Origin of the sequence: Streptomyces macrosporus, assembly GCF_039533145.1 — a bacterium.
Classification (GTDB): domain Bacteria; phylum Actinomycetota; class Actinomycetes; order Streptomycetales; family Streptomycetaceae; genus Streptomyces; species Streptomyces macrosporus.
Genome location: NZ_BAAASZ010000026.1, coordinates 23,427 through 39,644 on the forward strand (window position 1 = coordinate 23,427; position 16,218 = coordinate 39,644).

Consider the following 16,218-nt stretch of genomic DNA (forward strand, 5'->3'; position numbering starts at 1 on the left):
CATCGTGCACCCCGTCACTGACACCGCCGCCGGGGCCGTCTCCCGAGGCCGCGCACCACGGGTCGCACAATGGGGTCATGGGCACGGAGGAGTGGGCACGGCACTGGCGGTACGACCGGTTGCCGGACACGGACCTGCTGCGCGCCCGGTACGTCCGGCACACCTTTCCCCGGCACGCCCACGACGGCTACGTGTTCGCCGCCGTCACCGGCGGCGTGGAGGAGGTCGGGCTGCCGGAGGGCGCCCTGCGCGCCGGCGAGGGGTCCGTCGTCATGATCAACCCCGAGGTGGCGCACACGGCGCGCGCCGGGGCACCCGAGGGCTGGGCCTACGCCACGCTCTACCCGGCGGTCGGCACGGTCGCCGCCATCGCCGCCGAGACCACCGCCGTACGGGGCACGGCGGGGTTCGCCGAGCCCGTCGTGCACGATCCGGAGACCGCGCGTCTGATCACCGGGGTGCACCGGGCCGCCGAGCAGGGCAACGCCCTGGCCGCCGACAGCCTGCTGCGGGTCGCCGTCACCCGGCTGCTGCGCCTGCACGGCGGTCCGCTCCCGTCGCGCACGGTCCGCACCGCGGGCGCCCGCAACGCCGCGCGCGCCCGCGAGATCCTCCTGGAGCGCATGACGGACCCGCCCACCCTGGAGGGGCTCGCGGCGGAGCTGGGGACCAGCCCGTTCTCGCTGCTGCGCGCCTTCCGCGAGCGGTACGGCATGCCGCCCCACGCCTGGCTCACCAGCGCGCGGGTCCGCCGGGCCCGTCGACTGCTGGAGGAGGGGGTCCCGCCGGCCGAGGCGGCCACGGCCGTCGGGTTCGCCGACCAGCCGCACCTGGGACGGCACTTCCGCCGGATCGTCGGGGTGCCGCCCGGCGCCTACCGGCGAGAACGCGCAAGAACGTACAAGACCGGGCGGTGGGAGCGCCCGTAGCATCGAACGCGTGTCAGAACGGACCAAGATCACTCACACCGTGGCGGAGACCTCGGCGGACGCCCCGGTGGACCTGTCGGCGGACGCTCCCGCGGAGGCTCGCGAGACCGCCGGCCCGCCGTCCGCCGGCGACGACCGCACCGTCGTCCGGGACGCGCTCGGCGTCGGCGTGGCCGTCGGCCTCTCCGGCTTCGCCTTCGGGGTGACCTCCGCCGCCGCCGGGCTCGACCTCGCCCAGACCTGCGCGCTGAGCCTGCTGGTGTTCACCGGCGCCTCGCAGTTCGCCCTCGTCGGCGCGCTCGCCGCGGGCGGCAACCCGTTCACCGCCGCGGCCGGGGCCTTCTTCCTCGGCATCCGCAACGCCTTCTACGGACTGCGGCTGTCCACGCTGCTGCGCCTGCCGCGCGCGGTCCGTCCGTTCGCCGCCCAACTGGTCATCGACGAGAGCTCCCTCGTCGCCCTCGCCCAGCGCGACAGGCGCGCCGCCCGGATCGGCTTCACCGTCACCGGCGTCACCCTCTACGTGCTGTGGAACCTCACCACGCTGTTCGGCGCGCTGGGCGCCGAGGCGCTCGGCGACACCGATGCCTGGGGGCTGGACGCGGCCGGGCCCGCCGTCTTCCTGGCGCTGCTGGCCCCCATGCTGCGGACGGCGGTGGAGCGTGCCACGGCCGGGCTCGCGGTCCTGCTGGGCCTGGGGTTGTTGCCGGTGCTCCCGGCCGGGGTTCCGGTGCTGGTGGCGGCGCTCGCCGCCCCGCTGGTGCTGCTGGCGCGCGGACGGCGGGGCGGGGAGGAGGGCCGGTGAGCGTGTGGATCGCGATCGGGGTGACGGCCGTCGGCTGCTACCTCGTCAAGCTCCTCGGCCTGTCGGTGCCCGCCGGGGTGCTGGAGCGCCCGCTGGTGCGGCGGCTGGCGGCCCTGCTGCCCGTCGCGCTGCTGGCGGCGCTCACCGCCCAGCAGACCTTCGAGGGGACCGGCGGCACGCTGGTCGTCGACGCCCGCGCCGCGGGCGTCGCGGCGGCGGCGGTCGCCCTGGTGCTGCGCGCGCCGTTCCTGGTGGTGGTGGCGGTGGCCGTCCTGGTCACCGCGGGCGTGCGGGCCCTGGGGTAGGTCCGGGGCGGGGCCGGTGCCGGGCGGCCGACCGCGCCCCGCGGCACCCCCGCGGTCGACCGATACTGGAGACATGCGGTTGACGGTCTTCTGGGAGCGGATGGCGGCCCACTTCGGTGCGGCGTACGCCGACTCCTTCGCACGCGATCACGTGATGTCCGAGCTCGGTGGGCGGACGGTGTACGAGGCTCTGGAGGCGGGGTGGGAGGCGAAGGACGTCTGGCGCGCGGTCTGCGCCGCCATGGACGTCCCCGCCGACCTGAGGTGAGTGCGCACCGACCGGGCACGGCCCATCGGAACCCGCTCTGAGCTGCGATTTTTCGGGTTTTCCACAGGGCGGGGGAGCAACTTGACACAAAAATCGAACAACCATTCTCATAGAGGGGCCGGGCGGCTCGGGAACGGCGTCCGGGCTGATTGTCAGTGGCAGGCGCTAGCGTCTTTGACGTGAAGCGATCGACTCAAGCAAACCGGGTGGCACCCATGGCAGGAACCGACCGCGAGAAGGCGCTGGACGCCGCGCTCGCACAGATTGAACGGCAGTTCGGCAAGGGCGCCGTCATGCGTCTCGGCGAGCGACCGAACGAGCCCGTGGAGGTCATCCCCACCGGGTCGACCGCTCTCGACGTGGCTCTCGGCGTCGGCGGTTTCCCGCGTGGTCGGGTGGTGGAGGTCTACGGTCCGGAGTCCTCCGGCAAGACGACCCTGACGCTCCACGCGGTGGCCAACGCCCAGAAGGCGGGCGGCACGGTGGCCTTCGTGGACGCCGAGCACGCGCTGGACCCGGAGTACGCCAAGAAGCTGGGCGTGGACGTGGACTCCCTGATCCTGTCCCAGCCGGACAACGGCGAGCAGGCGCTGGAGATCACCGACATGCTGATCCGCTCCGGCGCCCTGGACCTGATCGTGATCGACTCCGTGGCCGCCCTGGTGCCGCGCGCGGAGATCGAGGGCGAGATGGGCGACTCCCACGTGGGCCTGCAGGCCCGGCTGATGAGCCAGGCCCTGCGGAAGATCACCGGCGCGCTCAGCCAGTCCAAGACCACCGCGATCTTCATCAACCAGCTCCGCGAGAAGGTCGGCGTGATGTTCGGCTCGCCGGAGACCACCACCGGCGGCCGGGCGCTGAAGTTCTACGCCTCGGTGCGGCTGGACATCCGCCGCATCGAGACCCTCAAGGACGGCACCGAGGCGGTCGGCAACCGCACCCGCGTCAAGGTCGTCAAGAACAAGGTGGCGCCCCCGTTCAAGCAGGCCGAGTTCGACATCCTCTACGGCGTGGGCATCAGCCGGGAGGGCGGCCTGATCGACATGGGGGTGGAGCACGGCTTCATCCGCAAGTCCGGCGCCTGGTACACCTACGAGGGCGACCAGCTCGGTCAGGGCAAGGAGAACGCCCGTAACTTCCTCCGCGACAACCCCGACCTCGCGAACGAGATCGAGAAGAAGATCAAGGAGAAGCTGGGCATCGGCCCGAAGACGGAGGCGCCCGAGAGCGAGCCGGGCGTGGACGCCGCCGGACCCACCGAGGTTCCCGCATCGGCCGCCGCGGCGAAGGCGGTGCCCGCGCCGGCGAGCCGGACCAAGGCCGTCAAGAGCACCGCGGCCAAGAGCTGAGCCATGGCGGGGCACCAGGGACTCCCGGTCGACCCGGAGGAGCGGGCGCGGGCGATCTGCCTGCGCCTGCTCACCGGGACGCCGCGTACCCGCGGACAACTCGCCGAGGCCCTGCGCAAACGGGAGATTCCCGAGGACGTGGCCGAGGCGGTGCTGTCCCGGTTCGAGGACGTCGGGCTGATCGACGACGCGGCGTTCGCCGACGCCTGGGTGGAGTCCCGGCACCACGGCCGAGGGCTCGCCCGTCGGGCGCTCGCCCGGGAGTTGCGGACGAAGGGTGTGGACCCCGCCCTGATCGACAATGCGGTCGGGCAGCTCGATCCGGAGCAGGAGAAGAGGACGGCCCGCGCCCTGGTGGATCGCAAACTGCACACCACCAGGGGCCTCGACCGGGACAAGCGGCTGCGCCGGCTCGCCGGGATGCTCGCCCGCAAGGGGTACTCCGAGGGACTCGCCCTGCGGGTGGTCCGGGAGGCCCTGGAAGAGGAGGGGGAGGACATGGAGGACCACCCCCTGTACGGCATGGATTGATCGCTTCGCCGTCGGACGCCGAGCCGAGGGAAGCCCTGGGGGATCGTGGGGAGGGGGTTTCCCCCGCCGTCGGGGTTCCGGCTGTCTCCGTGTCGACCACAGGGTTCCGAGGCGGAATCCTGGGCCGAGAAGTCCGAGAAGTGGAGCCTGGTTCGGCCCGGTTCGTCCACTTCTTGGTCGTGGCCGATGTCCATCCGCCGACCCTGTCGGCGGCCGGCGCCCTCCTCCGGCTCCGGAGCGGGACCACCCTGCGCACGCTGTGACCCCCGTCTCCCGCCCTCGGGCCCGCCCGGCAGGGGAGAGACGTCAGGGGCGGTCCGCCTGGCCGGCGCGGTCGCCCGCCTCCTCGACGCCGGCGCCGCGCATCGCCTCGACACAGGTGAGCAGGTCGCCCGACCGGCCCCCCGGCAGCGCGGTCACCAGATGGCCGTCCGGACGGACGACCAGGACGGTGTGGGCGACAGCACCCGGGTAGCTCTCGGTCACCAGCAGTTCGGCGGGCACGGGCAGCCGTCCCACCACGGCGGCCAACTCCGGCATCAGCCCCGCCGACAGCCAGTGACGGCTGTCCCACACATGGGTGCCCGGCGCGACCAGCAGCACCAGCAGATCGCGCCCCAGCCGCTGCCACAGCCGACCCCGCGATCCGTCCAGGGCCGTCACCGGCACGTCGTCCACCGGCGCGCCCGGTTCGGTCCCGACGGAGACCGCGCCGGGCACCGCGTCCTTCCCCGGGGCCAGGGGCGAGTCCCCGTAGTGGGGTGGCGCGCCCAGCGGCCCGAGTCCCAGATGCGCGTCCGTCAACAGGTCCAACTGCCCGCGGGAACCGCCGGGCAGCAGGGTGCGCAGCCCGCCGCCCCCGCGCACCAGCGGCAGCGCCTGGTCGAGGGCGCGCAGCCGGGCCCTGGCCGCTCCCCGGCGTTCGGTCTCGTAGCTGTCGAGCAGCTCCTCCGGGGCCTGGCCGTGGAGGCACAGCGCCAGTTTCCAGGCGAGGTTGGCGGCGTCCCGCAGCCCCTCGTCGACCGGCTGGGTGCCCAGCGCGCCCAACAGACGCGCCGCGTCCCCGGCCAGGAAGGCGCGGCCCGCGCGCCAGTGCCGGGCCAGCCGCTGGTGCGCGATGTGGACGCCCGTGTCCAACAGTTCGTACGGCGGGATCGGATCGCACCAGGCGGAGAGCGTCCAACGTATCCGGTCCACCAGCTCCTCCGGGGTCACCAGGTCGCCACGCGGCGGCAGCAGCCAGTCCAGCCGCCACACCCCGTTCGGCAACGGACGCGCCACCACTTCGCCGCCTCCGCCGGGAACGTCCCGGTGCAACAGCGCCTCGCCGTCCCAGGGCAGCTCCACGCGCAGCGCCGCCACCGCGTGTCGCTCCACCGAGGTGCGGCCCGGAAAGCGGATCCGCAGCAGCTTGCGCACCGTGGAGCGGGCTCCGTCGCACCCCACCAGATGGCTCCCGCGCCACCAGGTGCCCTCGGGGCCGCGGGTGCGGACCGATATCCCGTGCGCGTCCTGCTCCAACTCCTCCAGACGGGCCCCGGTGACGATCCGGGCCAGGGGCTCGCGCTCCAGCGCGGCGCGCAGACTCCGCTCCAGCGCGTACTGCTGCAGGTGCAGCGGCGATCCGGCGGTGTCCAACTCCACCCGCCGCACCACCTGTCGCCGCCGCTCGGTGCGCCACGCCGCCCACCGCGCGCCGCCCAGTGCCGACACGTACGCCGCCGTGTCGGGGCGCAGCACACAGGTGCGGGCCGCGCGCGGCTCGACCTCCCCGTCGCCCGCGTCGAACACCACCGAGGGCACGCCATGGCGCGCGAGCGCCAGGGACAGCGCGAGTCCGACCGGTCCCGCGCCGACGACGATCACCGGGTCCACGACGGGCGGACCTCGCAGTTCTCACGGTCCTTGAGGGGAAGGGGAGTTGAAGCCGACGGAGCCCGGTGCACGATCACACAACGTATGCAACCCACCTGCCCGCGTCCCCGTCAAGCGACGGGATCACAGGCAGGTGGGCAGGGGAGAGGAGGGGCGGGTGCGGCCGGGAGCCGGTCCCGACGCCTCCCGCCGCTACTCCTTGCGGACCTGGGGCACCGTGTGGGGCTCGTCGAACTCCATCTCCGTGTTGGTGTCGGCGTGGAGCACGGCGCCGGTCGACCTCTTGCCGCGCCGGACCCGGCCCTCGACCCAGCTCGCGAAGCTGGTGAGCAGGTAGTTCAGCACCACGAAGATCAGCGCGACCACCGTGAAGGCGGCGATGGTGTTGGCGCCGTAGTTGGCGGTGATCACCCGGACCTGGCTCAGCAGTTCCATGTAGCCCAGGAGCGCGCCGCCCAGCGCCGTGTCCTTGACGATCACCACGAGCTGGCTGACCAGCGCCGGCAGCATCGCCGTGACCGCCTGCGGCAGCAGCACGTACACCATGATCTGGCTCTTGCGCATGCCGATGGCCTTGGCCGCGTCGGTCTGGCCGGAGGGCAGGGAGAGGATGCCCGCCCGGACGATCTCGGCGATGACCGAGGCGTTGTAGAGCACCAGACCGGTCACCACGGCGTACAGCGGGCGCACGTCGGAGGAGATGTCGGTGAACTGCGCGTACGCCGCGTTGGCGAAGAACATCATCAGCAGCACCGGGATGGCGCGGAAGAACTCCACCACGGTGCCGGCGGGCACGCGGACCCACCAGTGGTCCGACAGCCGGGCCATGCCGAGCAGCGCGCCCAGGGGGAGCGCGATGACGATGGACAGGGCCGCCGCCTTGAGGGTGTTGAGCAGGCCCGGGATCAGGTACGTCGTCCACACCCGGCCGTCGGTGACGAACGGGCTCCACTTCTCCCCGTCGAGCTGACCCTTGTCGGCCATGATGTCCAGCACCCACCACAGCGCGAGGGCGAGGAGGACCAGGAACACCACGGAGTAGAGGACGTTGCGCGCCTTGGCCCGGGGGCCCGGGGCGTCGTACAGAACGGAGAGGTTGCTCATCGCTTCACCGCCACGCGCTTGCTCACCCAGCCCAGCAGCATGCCGGTGGGGAGGGTCAGGACAACGAACCCGAAGGCGAACATCGCGGAGATCAGGAAGATGGCGTGGCTCTCGGTCTCGATCATCTCCTTCATCAGGAGCGCGGCCTCCGCGACCCCGATGGCGGCCGCCACCGTGGTGTTCTTGGTCAGGGCGATCAGGACGTTCGCCAGCGGCGCCACGACGGAGCGGAACGCCTGCGGGAGGACGATCAGGGACAGCACCTGGAAGAAGCCGAGCCCCAGGGCGCGTGCCGCCTCGGCCTGCCCGACGGGCACCGTGTTGATGCCGGACCGCAGCGCCTCGCAGACGAAGGTGGCGTGGTAGGCGATCAACCCGAGCACGGCCAGCCTGAAACCGATCTCCTCGAAGTCGCCACTGGTGGACAGCGTGATTCCCAGTGTCTGGAACAGGCCCAGCGAGGCGGCCAGGATGATGACCGTCAGCGGGGTGTTCCGTACGACGTTGACGTAGACGGTGCCGAAGGCGCGCATCAGCGGCACCGGGCTGACCCGCATGGCGGCCAGGATCGTTCCCCATATCAGGGAGCCGACCGCCGAGTAGAAGGTGAGCTGCACCGTCACCCAGAAGGCTCCGAGCACGTCGTACTGCCCGGATTCAAGAAAGTCGAACACGTTCTCCCGCGCTCTCGCCTCGTCGGATGGCGTCTCGTCGGAGGGTGCGGCGCGCCGCCCGAGGCGGGCGGCGCGCCACGGACACCGTCAGCTCGTCTCGGTGATCTCCGGGGCGGGCTCGTAGTCGTAGTCGGCCGGGCCGAAGTGCTTCTTGGCGGCCTTCTCCCAGGAGCCGTCCTCGACCATCTTCTTCAGGGCGTCGTTGATCTGCTTCTGCAGCTTGGTGTCGCCCTTCTTCAGGCCGATGCCGTACGGCTCGTCGCTGAGGTTGAGGCCGGCGAGCTTGAACTTGCCCTGGTGCTCCTTCTGCGCCGCGTAGCCGGCCAGGATGGAGTCGTCGGTGGTCAGGGCGTCGACGGCCTTGTTCTCCAGGCCGGTCAGGCACTCCGAGTAACCGCCGTACTGCATCAGGTTGGCCTTCGGGGCGAAGTCCTTCTTGACGTTCTGCGCCGAGGTGGAGCCGGTGACCGAGCAGAGCTTCATCTCGCTCTTGTCGAGGTCGTCCTCGCTCCGGACGGTGTTGTCGTCGGCCCTCACCAGCAGGTCCTGGTGGGCGAGGAAGTACGGGCCGGCGAAGTCCACCCGCTCCTTGCGCTCGTCGTTGATCGTGTAGGTGGCGACGATGAACTTCACGTCACCGTTGGCGATCATGTTCTCGCGCTCGGCGCTGGGAGCCTGCTTCCAGACGATGTCCTTCTCGTCGTAGCCCAGTTCCTTGGCGACGTACTTGGCCACGTCCACGTCGAAGCCGACGTACTCGCCGTCCTGGGTCTTCAGACCCAGGCCCGGCTGGTCGAACTTGATGCCGATGTTGATCTTGTCGCCGTTCGAACCGCTGTCGCTGCTCCCGCCGCCGCACGCCGTGGCGGTCAGGGAGAGGACGAGTGCGGCGGCGGCCGCGAGGCCGGCTTTGCGGAGAGTCATGGTGAACATCCCTGAAATCGAGTTGTGCGTGGGTTCCGCTGAGCCGAGCTCAGTGGTGGAGGATCTTCGACAGGAAGTCCTTGGCGCGGTCGCTGCGCGGGTTGCTGAAGAACTGGTCGGGAGTGGCCTCCTCGACGATCCGTCCGTCGGCCATGAAGACGACCCGGTTCGCGGCGGAACGGGCGAAGCCCATCTCGTGGGTGACGACGACCATCGTCATGCCGCCCTGCGCCAGCTGCTGCATGACCTCCAGGACCTCGTTGATCATCTCGGGGTCGAGGGCGGAGGTCGGCTCGTCGAAGAGCATCACCTTCGGGTCCATCGCCAGGGCGCGGGCGATGGCCACGCGCTGCTGCTGACCTCCGGAGAGCTGGGCGGGGTACTTGTCGGCCTGGGTGGCCACGCCGACCCGGTCGAGGAGGGAACGCGCCTTCTCCTCGGCCGCCTTCTTGTCGATGCGCCGGACCTTGACCTGGCCGAGCATCACGTTCTCCAACACCGTCTTGTGCGCGAAGAGGTTGAAGGACTGGAAGACCATGCCGACGTCGGCCCGCAGCCGGGCCAGCTCCCTGCCCTCGGCGGGCAGGGGGTTGCCGTCGATGGTGATCGTTCCGGAGTCGATCGTCTCCAGGCGGTTGATGGTGCGGCACAGCGTGGACTTGCCGGACCCCGAGGGCCCGATGACGACGACGACCTCACCACGCGCGATGGTCAGGTTGATGTCCTGGAGGACATGCAGGGCACCGAAGTGCTTGTTGACGTTCTTCAGGACGACCAGGTCCTCCGCCGTCGGCGCGGCGTCCTTGGTCACCGATACGTTGCTCATCGGCGTCATTCGCTCCGTCCTCGTCGGTTGAGGGGACCTTAGTGACCACCGTCGGCCAACGTCATCACATCTGAGCTGAACTTGAGCATAACGATCCGGCAGCAAACAGACATATCCCTTGAAGGGGGCGGCGGACGGTGTATCGGCTGCATAACGTAGGCGTTCGTGCTGATGGTGGCCCCGTGGCACGCCGGTCCGCGGCGGTGTGGACGCCCGTCGCGCGGGGGAGGCACGGGGGAGAGGACGGGGGAGGAGGCCCATGAGACTGCTGCTCGTCGAGGACGACGACCGTGTCGCCGCGGCGCTGTCCGCCGTGCTGACCCGGCACGGGTTCGACGTGGTGCACGCCCGCAGCGGCGAGGAGGCCCTCCGGCGTCTGCTGCCGGACGACACGGCGCCGCCCTTCGGCGTGGTGCTGCTCGACCTCGGCCTGCCCGACGCCGACGGCTTCGAGGTGTGCGGCCGCATACGCCGCCTGACCACGGTCCCGGTGATCATGGTGACGGCACGGGCCGACGTGCGCTCCCGCGTCCACGGCCTCAACCTCGGCGCCGACGACTACGTGGTCAAGCCGTACGACACGGCCGAACTCCTCGCCCGCATCCACGCCGTCAGCCGGCGCAGCGCCGCCGGCACCGCGGCCCCCGCCCCCGAGAGCGGCGGAAGCGGGCACGGAAGCGCGCCGGAACTGCTCCTGGGGCCGCTGACCATCGAGATCGCCACCCGCCGGGTGACGGTGAACGGGGAGGCCGTCTCCCTCACCCGCAAGGAGTTCGACCTGCTCGCGCTGCTCGCCCAGCGCCCCGGCGTCGTCTTCCGCCGCGAGCAGATCATCAGCGAGGTCTGGCGGACCAGTTGGGAGGGCACCGGCCGCACCCTGGAGGTGCACATCGCCTCCCTGCGCTCCAAGCTGCGGCTGCCGTCCCTCATCGAGACGGTGCGCGGGGTCGGCTACCGGCTCGTCGCCCCCGCCGGCTGACCCGGAGCGGACCGCCCACCGTGCGCACCCGCCTGCTCGCCGTCCTCATCACCTTGATGGCCGCCGTGCTGCTCGCCCTCGGCTTCCCGCTCGCCGCGAGCATCGCCGCCGCCGAGCAGCAGGGCGTGGTGGTGGACCGCATCGACGACACCGCCCGTTTCGCCTCCCTGGCCCAGTACGTCACCGCTCGCCCCCCGGCCGGCAGCCCCACCACGGCCGAGAACCGGCAGCGGGACGAACGGCTGGCCACGCTCTACGACGAGCTGGAGCGCTACCACGACCTCTACGGCATCCGCGTCGGCGTCTTCTACCGCGACGGCAGCGCGATGGCCGCGGCCCCGGGGAACTGGCAGGTGCCCGAGGAGGGGGAGGGCGCCGAGGCCTTCGCCGAGGCGCTCGTCGGACGCCGCAGCCACGACCCCGCCCAGGTGTGGCCCTGGGACGCCGGCCGGCGCATCGCGGTCGCCTCGCCGGTCGTCCGCGACGGCGACGTCGTCGCCGTCGTCCTCACCGACTCGCCCACCGGGCCGATGCGCTCGCGCATCCTGCGCGACTGGCTGCCGCTCGCCGTCGGGGAGGCGGCCGCCATGCTCGTCGCGGTCGCCCTGGCCTCCCGGCTGACCGGCTGGGTGCTCGAACCGGTGCGCGTCCTGGACAAGGCCGCCCACGACATCGCCACCGGAAGGATGGCCTCCAGGGTGGCGGCCTCGAGCGGCCCCCCGGAGCTGCGGCGCCTGGCACGGTCCTTCAACGAGATGGCCGACCACGTCGAGACCGCCCTGGAACAGCAGCGCGCCTTCGTCGCCGACGCCTCCCACCAACTGCGCAACCCGCTCTCCGCGCTGCTGCTGCGCATCGACCTGCTGGCCCTGGAGCTCCCCGAGGACAACGAGGAGATCGCCTCGGTGCGGGCCGAGGGCAAGCGCCTGGCCCGGGTGCTCGACGACCTCCTCGACCTCGCGCTGGCCGAGCACGCCTCCGCCGACCTGCGGCTGACCGACGTCGCCCGGCTCGCCGTGGAGCGCGTCGCCGCCTGGCGGCCGGTCGCCGACAACAAGGGGGTGGAACTGCGCGCGGAGGGGCACGGGGCGGTGACGGGCTGGGCCGACCCGGTGGCCCTGTCCAGTGCGCTGGACGCGGTCGTGGACAACGCGCTGAAGTTCACCCCCGCCGGGGAGTCGGTCACGGTCTCCGTCGCCCCCGACGGCGACCGGGTGGTCGTCGAGGTCGCCGACCGCGGCCCCGGCCTCACCGAGGACGAGCTGACCCGGATCGGGGACCGCTTCTGGCGCAGCAACCGCCACCAGAACGTCTCCGGCTCCGGGCTCGGGCTGTCCATCTCCCGCACGCTGCTCGCCGCGGGCGGGGCGACGATCTCCTACGCCCACAACGAGCCGCACGGCCTGCGGGTGTTGATCAGCCTGCCGCGGAACGCGCCAGACGCAGCGTGAGGATCTGGAACGGTCGCAGCCGCAGCGCCACCGCGCCGGAGTCCGTCACCTCGTACGCCTCCTGCCCCGCGGACGCCGGAAGGGGACGCTCCAGCAGGTCGGTGGCGGTGACGGAGGCGACGGGGAACCCCGCGGTGAGCGTGGCCCGCGCCCGCCCGCCGTGCGCCTCGTACAGCCGCAGCACCACGTCGCCGCCGCGGTCCTCCGCCATCTTCACCGCCTCCAGGACCACCTGGTCGCTGTCCACCGTCACCAGCGGCGCCACCGGCGAGCCGCCCGCACGGGACCGCTCGGGCAGGTTGAACCAGTGGCCCTCGCGCACGGCGTCCCCGACCGTCGCCCCCGGTACGAGCCCGTAGCGCATCCGGTGCGTGCCCTGGTCGGTCTCCGGGTCCGGGTAGCGCGGCGCGCGCAGCAGGGACAGCCGCACCGTCGTGGTCTGGCCGCCGTCCGCGCGGACGTCCCGGGTGACGTCGTGGCCGTAGGTGGCGTCGTTGACGACGGCCACGCCCCAGCCCGGCTCCGCCACGTGGATCCAGCGGTGCGCGCAGATCTCGAACTTCGCCGCCTCCCAGGAGGTGTTGGTGTGGGTCGGACGGAGGACGTGCCCGAACTGGGTCTCGGCGGCCGAGAAGTCCGCCTTCACGTCCAGCGGGAACGCGGCCTTGAGGATCTTCTCGCTCTCGTGCCAGTCCACCTCGGTGTCGATCTCCACCACCCGGCTCCCCGAGCGCAGGACCACGCGCTGGACCACCGCCGAGGCGCCGAAGGAGCGCCGCACCGTCACCGACGCCTCGTCCGCGGCCGGCGGGTCGAGCCGCATCTCGTCGAGGGCGGTCAGGTCCGTCACGGTGTGCCGGTAGAAGGCGTCCACGTCCCAGGCGTCCCACATGTTCGGGAAGTCCGGGTGGATCTGGAGCAGGTTGGCGGCCGTCCCCGGGGCGACCGCCTCGCGGTCCGCGACGAGGTCGTACGCCGACACCACGAGCCCGCGCCCGTCGATCTCCACCCGCACCAGCCCGTTGTCCAGGACGTGCCCGCCGCCCGGCCGCTCCTCGGCGGTCACCGGCTCGCCCGTCCGGCCCGGCAGCGGCAGCGCGCCCCCGGCCGGGATGCCGCGCCGGGCGTGCGGGGCCCCGTTGAAGACGACCGTCACGCCGTCACCGGCGTCCTCGCCGGCCAGCGCGCGCTGCGCGGCGGCGACGATCTCCTCCAGCTCCCGGTGGACGCGGGCGTACGTCTCGCGCGCCTCGCGGTGCACCCAGGCGATCGACGAGCCGGGCAGGATGTCGTGGAACTGGTGGAGCAGCACCGTCTTCCACAGCCGCTCCAGCTCCTCGTACGGGTACGGCCGGCCCGCCCGCACCGTCGCCGTCGTCGACCACAGCTCGGCCTCGCGCAGCAGCGACTCGGCGTACCGGTTGCCGCGCTTGGTGCCGGCCTGCGAGGTGTAGGTGCCGCGGTGCAGCTCCAGGTAGAGCTCGCCCACCCACACCGGGGCGTCCTCGTACTCCGCCCGGGCCGCCTCGAAGAACGCCGCGGGCGGCTCCACGCGCACCCTCGGCGAGCCCTCCAGGTCGCGCAGCCGCTCCGCCCGCGCCAGCATCTCGCGGGTGGCGCCCCCTCCGCCGTCGCCGAAGCCGAAGGGAACCAGCGAGCGGGTGCCCCCGCCCTTCTCCCGGTAGGTGCGGGCGGCGTGCGCCATCTGTCGCCCGCCCAGGTCGGAGTTGTAGGTGTCCACCGGAGGGAAGTGGGTGAACACGCGGGTGCCGTCGATGCCCTCCCACCAGAAGGTGTGGTGCGGGAAGGCGTTGGTCCGGTTCCAGGAGATCTTCTGCGTCAGGAACCACTCGGCGCCCGCCAGCCGCACGATCTGCGGCAGCGCGGCCGTGTAGCCGAAGGAGTCCGGCAGCCACACCTCGCGGGTGTCGATCCCGAACTCCTCCAGGAAGAACTTCTTGCCGTACAGGAACTGCCGGGCCATCGCCTCGCCGCCGACCATGTTGGTGTCGGACTCCACCCACATCCCGCCCACCGGCACGAAGCGTCCCTCGGCGACCTTCTTCTTCACCCGGGCCCACAGCTCGGGCCGGTGCTCCTTGATCCAGGCGAACTGCTGCGCCTGGGACATCGCGAAGACGTACTCCGGGTGGGTGTCCATCAGGTGGACGGTGTTGGCGACCGTCCGCGCGACCTTGCGGACGGTCTCGCGCAGCGGCCACAGCCAGGCGGAGTCGATGTGCGCGTGACCGACCGCGCTGATCCGGTGGGCGGAGGCGTGGGCCGGGGAGGCCAGCGCGTCCGTCAGGCACGCGCGGGCGCGGCCGGCCGTACCGGGGACGTCGGCGAGGTCCAAGGCGTCCAGGGCGCGCTCCAGGGCGCGCAGGATCTCCCACCGCCGCGCCTGGTCCACCGGCAGCTCGCGCATCAGCCCGTCCAGCACCTCCAAGTCCCGCACCAGCTCCCACACCCCGGTGTGGAAGACGGCCAGCTCCATGCGGCGCAGCCGGTACAGCGGCCGGCCGTGCGCGGTCAGCCGGTCGCCCTGGCGAGTGGGGCGCTGGGCGTTCAGGATCGGGTTGGCCGCCGCCTCGACGTACAGCTCGACCTCCTCCCCGCCCCGCGCGGGGGCGCCGATCGACACCCAGTCGTTGTGCGGGTGGAGGCCCTTGACCACCTCCCCGTCCGCGCGGTGCACCAGCCCCTCGCACTGGAAGCCGGTCATGCCCCGATCGAAGCCGAGGTCGAGCACCGCCTCGACGGTGCGCCCGGCCCAGTCCTCGGGAACCCGCCCGGTCACCTTGAACCAGGTCGTCCCCCAGGCCGGACCCCAGGCGTCGCCGACGGCGGCGGGCCCGTACGGCGCGGCCAGGCCCTCGGCGGCCGACACGGGCTCCCCGGGGGCGTCCCACCGCTCGACGGTCAGGGGGACGGAGTCGCCGTGGACGGCGGGGCGGATCCGTTCGCGCAGGACGCGGTCCAGGCGGTCTTCCACGATGCTGCGGTCGTCGTGCATACGGCGGCTCCGATGCTTCGCTTCGCTGGCGGGGGACGCTCAGAGGGCATTACCGCCCGGAGGCGGCGGCAACCCTCCCGCCGTCGCGCGCCGCGCGACGGCGCGCCCCTCCGCTCTCCCGCGACCCCGCCCGCCGCCTCTCCTACGACTTCACCGAGCGGTAGTAGCGCTCGGCCCCCCGGTGCAGGTCGAGCGGGTGGGTGTAGATGGCGGTGCGCAGGTCGACCTTCTGCGCCGCGTGCACCGCGCGTCCGATGCGGTCCCGGCTGTTGATCACCGAGCGGGTGATCCCCTCGGTCAGCGCGTCGTCCGTGCCCTCCACGGTCACCAGCAGGTTGGCCACCGCGATGGTCTCGATCGCCTTGCCCCGCTGGACGCCGGGATAGGCGTCGGCGGGCATCAGCGCGGCGCGGTAGGAGCGGGTCTCGGGCTCCTGGGCGTGCAGCTTCGGCACCAGGTCGCCGAGCGGGACGAGACGGATGTCGGCGGCCTCGGCGAGCTCCTCGATCGCGCCGGTCGGCAGCCCGCCCGACCAGAAGAAGGCGTCCAGCTCGCCGCGGGCCAGCAGGTCCGGCATCCGGCCGATGCCCTCGAGCACCGGGACGACGTCCCGCCGGGGGTCCAGTCCGGCCGCCCGCAGCAGCCGCCCGGCGATCAGGTTGACGCCGGAGCGCTGCTGTCCGAGCCCGACCCGCAGCCCCTCGAGGTCCTCCGCCGAACGCACCGGCGAGTCGGCCGGGACGACGAGCTGGATGTAGTCGTCGTACAGCCGCGCGCAGGCCCGCAGCCGGTCGGCGCCCGGCCTGTCCTCCTCCAGGTAGGCCGCCACCGCGTCCGCCGCGGCGATGGTGAACGACGCCTCGCCGGAGACGAGCCGCTCGATGTTCTCCACCGAGCCCTCGCTGGAGGCGAGGGTGACGTCCACCTCGGGCAGGTCGCGGCCCAACTGCTCCTTCAGCAGTTCTCCGTAGCGCTCGTACACCCCGCCCCGCGCGCCCGTGGCGAAGACCACCGACCCGCTCGGCGCCGGACCGCCGCCGGGCAGCAGCCACCACAGCAGCAGCGCCAGCGCGGCCACCGCGCCCGCGGCGGCCCTCAGCAGGCGCCGGGTTCCGGGGCGGCGCGACGACGGGGGGACCACGGGATCGATCCTGCCAGGGTCGGTGCGCGGAAGGGAGAGGC

At 72.5% G+C, this 16,218-nt stretch carries 14 protein-coding genes and 1 pseudogene; 8 read left to right on the plus strand and 7 right to left on the minus strand.

From position 1 onward, the window contains the following. Positions 1-77: 77 nt before the first annotated feature. The 6 genes and pseudogenes from ABD335_RS17120 to recX form a co-directional block, all read left to right on the plus strand. Positions 78-929, plus strand: coding sequence for an AraC family transcriptional regulator (locus tag ABD335_RS17120; protein ID WP_344323791.1), 852 nt, complete (start codon positions 78-80; stop codon positions 927-929). Positions 930-1,002: 73 nt separating this feature from the next. Continuing rightward, the gene (locus tag ABD335_RS17125; RefSeq protein ID WP_344324693.1) at positions 1,003-1,734 is read left to right on the plus strand and encodes an AzlC family ABC transporter permease; all 732 of its coding nucleotides are present in this window, start codon (positions 1,003-1,005) and stop codon (positions 1,732-1,734) included. Next, positions 1,731-2,039 carry an AzlD domain-containing protein gene (locus ABD335_RS17130; RefSeq protein WP_344323794.1) on the plus strand — a complete coding sequence of 103 codons (309 nt, stop codon included), beginning with the start codon at positions 1,731-1,733 and terminating at the stop codon, positions 2,037-2,039. The genes ABD335_RS17125 and ABD335_RS17130 overlap by 4 nt, the downstream gene beginning before the upstream one ends. 73 nt (positions 2,040-2,112) lie before the next feature. After that, the gene (locus ABD335_RS17135) at positions 2,113-2,307 is read left to right on the plus strand and encodes a DUF3046 domain-containing protein (protein ID WP_344323796.1); all 195 of its coding nucleotides are present in this window, start codon (positions 2,113-2,115) and stop codon (positions 2,305-2,307) included. A gap of 215 nt (positions 2,308-2,522) precedes the next feature. Continuing rightward, on the plus strand, positions 2,523-3,656 hold the full coding sequence (recA, locus tag ABD335_RS17140) for a recombinase RecA (protein ID WP_344323798.1): 1,134 nt from the start codon (positions 2,523-2,525) through the stop codon (positions 3,654-3,656). A gap of 15 nt (positions 3,657-3,671) precedes the next feature. Further along, positions 3,672-4,187 (plus strand): annotated as a pseudogene (gene recX / locus ABD335_RS17145) (recombination regulator RecX); the annotation flags it as partial. Between the two features lie 306 nt (positions 4,188-4,493). Here recX and ABD335_RS17150 read toward each other — a convergent pair. The 5 genes from ABD335_RS17150 to ABD335_RS17170 form a co-directional block, all read right to left on the minus strand. After that, positions 4,494-6,062: an FAD-dependent monooxygenase gene (locus ABD335_RS17150; RefSeq protein ID WP_344323800.1), complete on the minus strand. Its 1,569-nt coding sequence runs from the start codon at positions 6,060-6,062 to the stop codon at positions 4,494-4,496. A gap of 192 nt (positions 6,063-6,254) precedes the next feature. After that, positions 6,255-7,166, minus strand: a complete 912-nt coding sequence (locus ABD335_RS17155; RefSeq protein ID WP_344323802.1) for an amino acid ABC transporter permease — start codon at positions 7,164-7,166, stop codon at positions 6,255-6,257. Then, the gene (locus tag ABD335_RS17160; RefSeq protein ID WP_344323805.1) at positions 7,163-7,840 is read right to left on the minus strand and encodes an amino acid ABC transporter permease; all 678 of its coding nucleotides are present in this window, start codon (positions 7,838-7,840) and stop codon (positions 7,163-7,165) included. The genes ABD335_RS17155 and ABD335_RS17160 overlap by 4 nt, the downstream gene beginning before the upstream one ends. An 87-nt stretch (positions 7,841-7,927) precedes the next feature. Then, positions 7,928-8,764, minus strand: coding sequence for a glutamate ABC transporter substrate-binding protein (locus tag ABD335_RS17165; protein ID WP_344323807.1), 837 nt, complete (start codon positions 8,762-8,764; stop codon positions 7,928-7,930). 49 nt (positions 8,765-8,813) lie between these two features. Beyond that, the gene (locus ABD335_RS17170; protein ID WP_344323809.1) at positions 8,814-9,590 is read right to left on the minus strand and encodes an amino acid ABC transporter ATP-binding protein; all 777 of its coding nucleotides are present in this window, start codon (positions 9,588-9,590) and stop codon (positions 8,814-8,816) included. A gap of 259 nt (positions 9,591-9,849) precedes the next feature. On the opposite strand from ABD335_RS17170, the gene ABD335_RS17175 reads away from it, so the two are divergent. Both ABD335_RS17175 and ABD335_RS17180 read left to right on the plus strand, forming a co-directional pair. Next, on the plus strand, positions 9,850-10,569 hold the full coding sequence (locus ABD335_RS17175; RefSeq protein ID WP_344323811.1) for a response regulator transcription factor: 720 nt from the start codon (positions 9,850-9,852) through the stop codon (positions 10,567-10,569). A 20-nt stretch (positions 10,570-10,589) separates the two neighbouring features. Further along, positions 10,590-12,020, plus strand: coding sequence for a sensor histidine kinase (locus tag ABD335_RS17180; protein ID WP_344323813.1), 1,431 nt, complete (start codon positions 10,590-10,592; stop codon positions 12,018-12,020). Here the strand turns inward: ABD335_RS17180 and ABD335_RS17185 are convergent. Together ABD335_RS17185 and ABD335_RS17190 are read right to left on the minus strand one after the other, a co-directional pair. Beyond that, positions 11,986-15,036, minus strand: coding sequence for an alpha-mannosidase (locus tag ABD335_RS17185; protein ID WP_344323816.1), 3,051 nt, complete (start codon positions 15,034-15,036; stop codon positions 11,986-11,988). The two genes, ABD335_RS17180 and ABD335_RS17185, sit on opposite strands and share 35 nt — an antisense overlap. Before the next feature lie 142 nt (positions 15,037-15,178). After that, positions 15,179-16,177, minus strand: coding sequence for a TAXI family TRAP transporter solute-binding subunit (locus ABD335_RS17190; RefSeq protein ID WP_425583658.1), 999 nt, complete (start codon positions 16,175-16,177; stop codon positions 15,179-15,181). Positions 16,178-16,218: the final 41 nt, after the last annotated feature.

Excerpts from the sequence above, each read along its gene's own strand:
- ABD335_RS17120 (WP_344323791.1), top strand. The coding sequence starts at position 78 with ATGGGCACGGAGGAGTGGGCACGGCACTGGCGGTACGACCGGTTGCCG.
- ABD335_RS17135 (WP_344323796.1), top strand. The coding sequence starts at position 2,113 with ATGCGGTTGACGGTCTTCTGGGAGCGGATGGCGGCCCACTTCGGTGCG.
- ABD335_RS17165 (WP_344323807.1), bottom strand. The coding sequence starts at position 8,764 with ATGACTCTCCGCAAAGCCGGCCTCGCGGCCGCCGCCGCACTCGTCCTC.
- ABD335_RS17155 (WP_344323802.1), bottom strand. The coding sequence starts at position 7,166 with ATGAGCAACCTCTCCGTTCTGTACGACGCCCCGGGCCCCCGGGCCAAG.
- ABD335_RS17175 (WP_344323811.1), top strand. The coding sequence starts at position 9,850 with ATGAGACTGCTGCTCGTCGAGGACGACGACCGTGTCGCCGCGGCGCTG.
- recA (WP_344323798.1), top strand. The coding sequence starts at position 2,523 with ATGGCAGGAACCGACCGCGAGAAGGCGCTGGACGCCGCGCTCGCACAG.
- ABD335_RS17185 (WP_344323816.1), bottom strand. The coding sequence starts at position 15,036 with ATGCACGACGACCGCAGCATCGTGGAAGACCGCCTGGACCGCGTCCTG.
- ABD335_RS17170 (WP_344323809.1), bottom strand. The coding sequence starts at position 9,590 with ATGAGCAACGTATCGGTGACCAAGGACGCCGCGCCGACGGCGGAGGAC.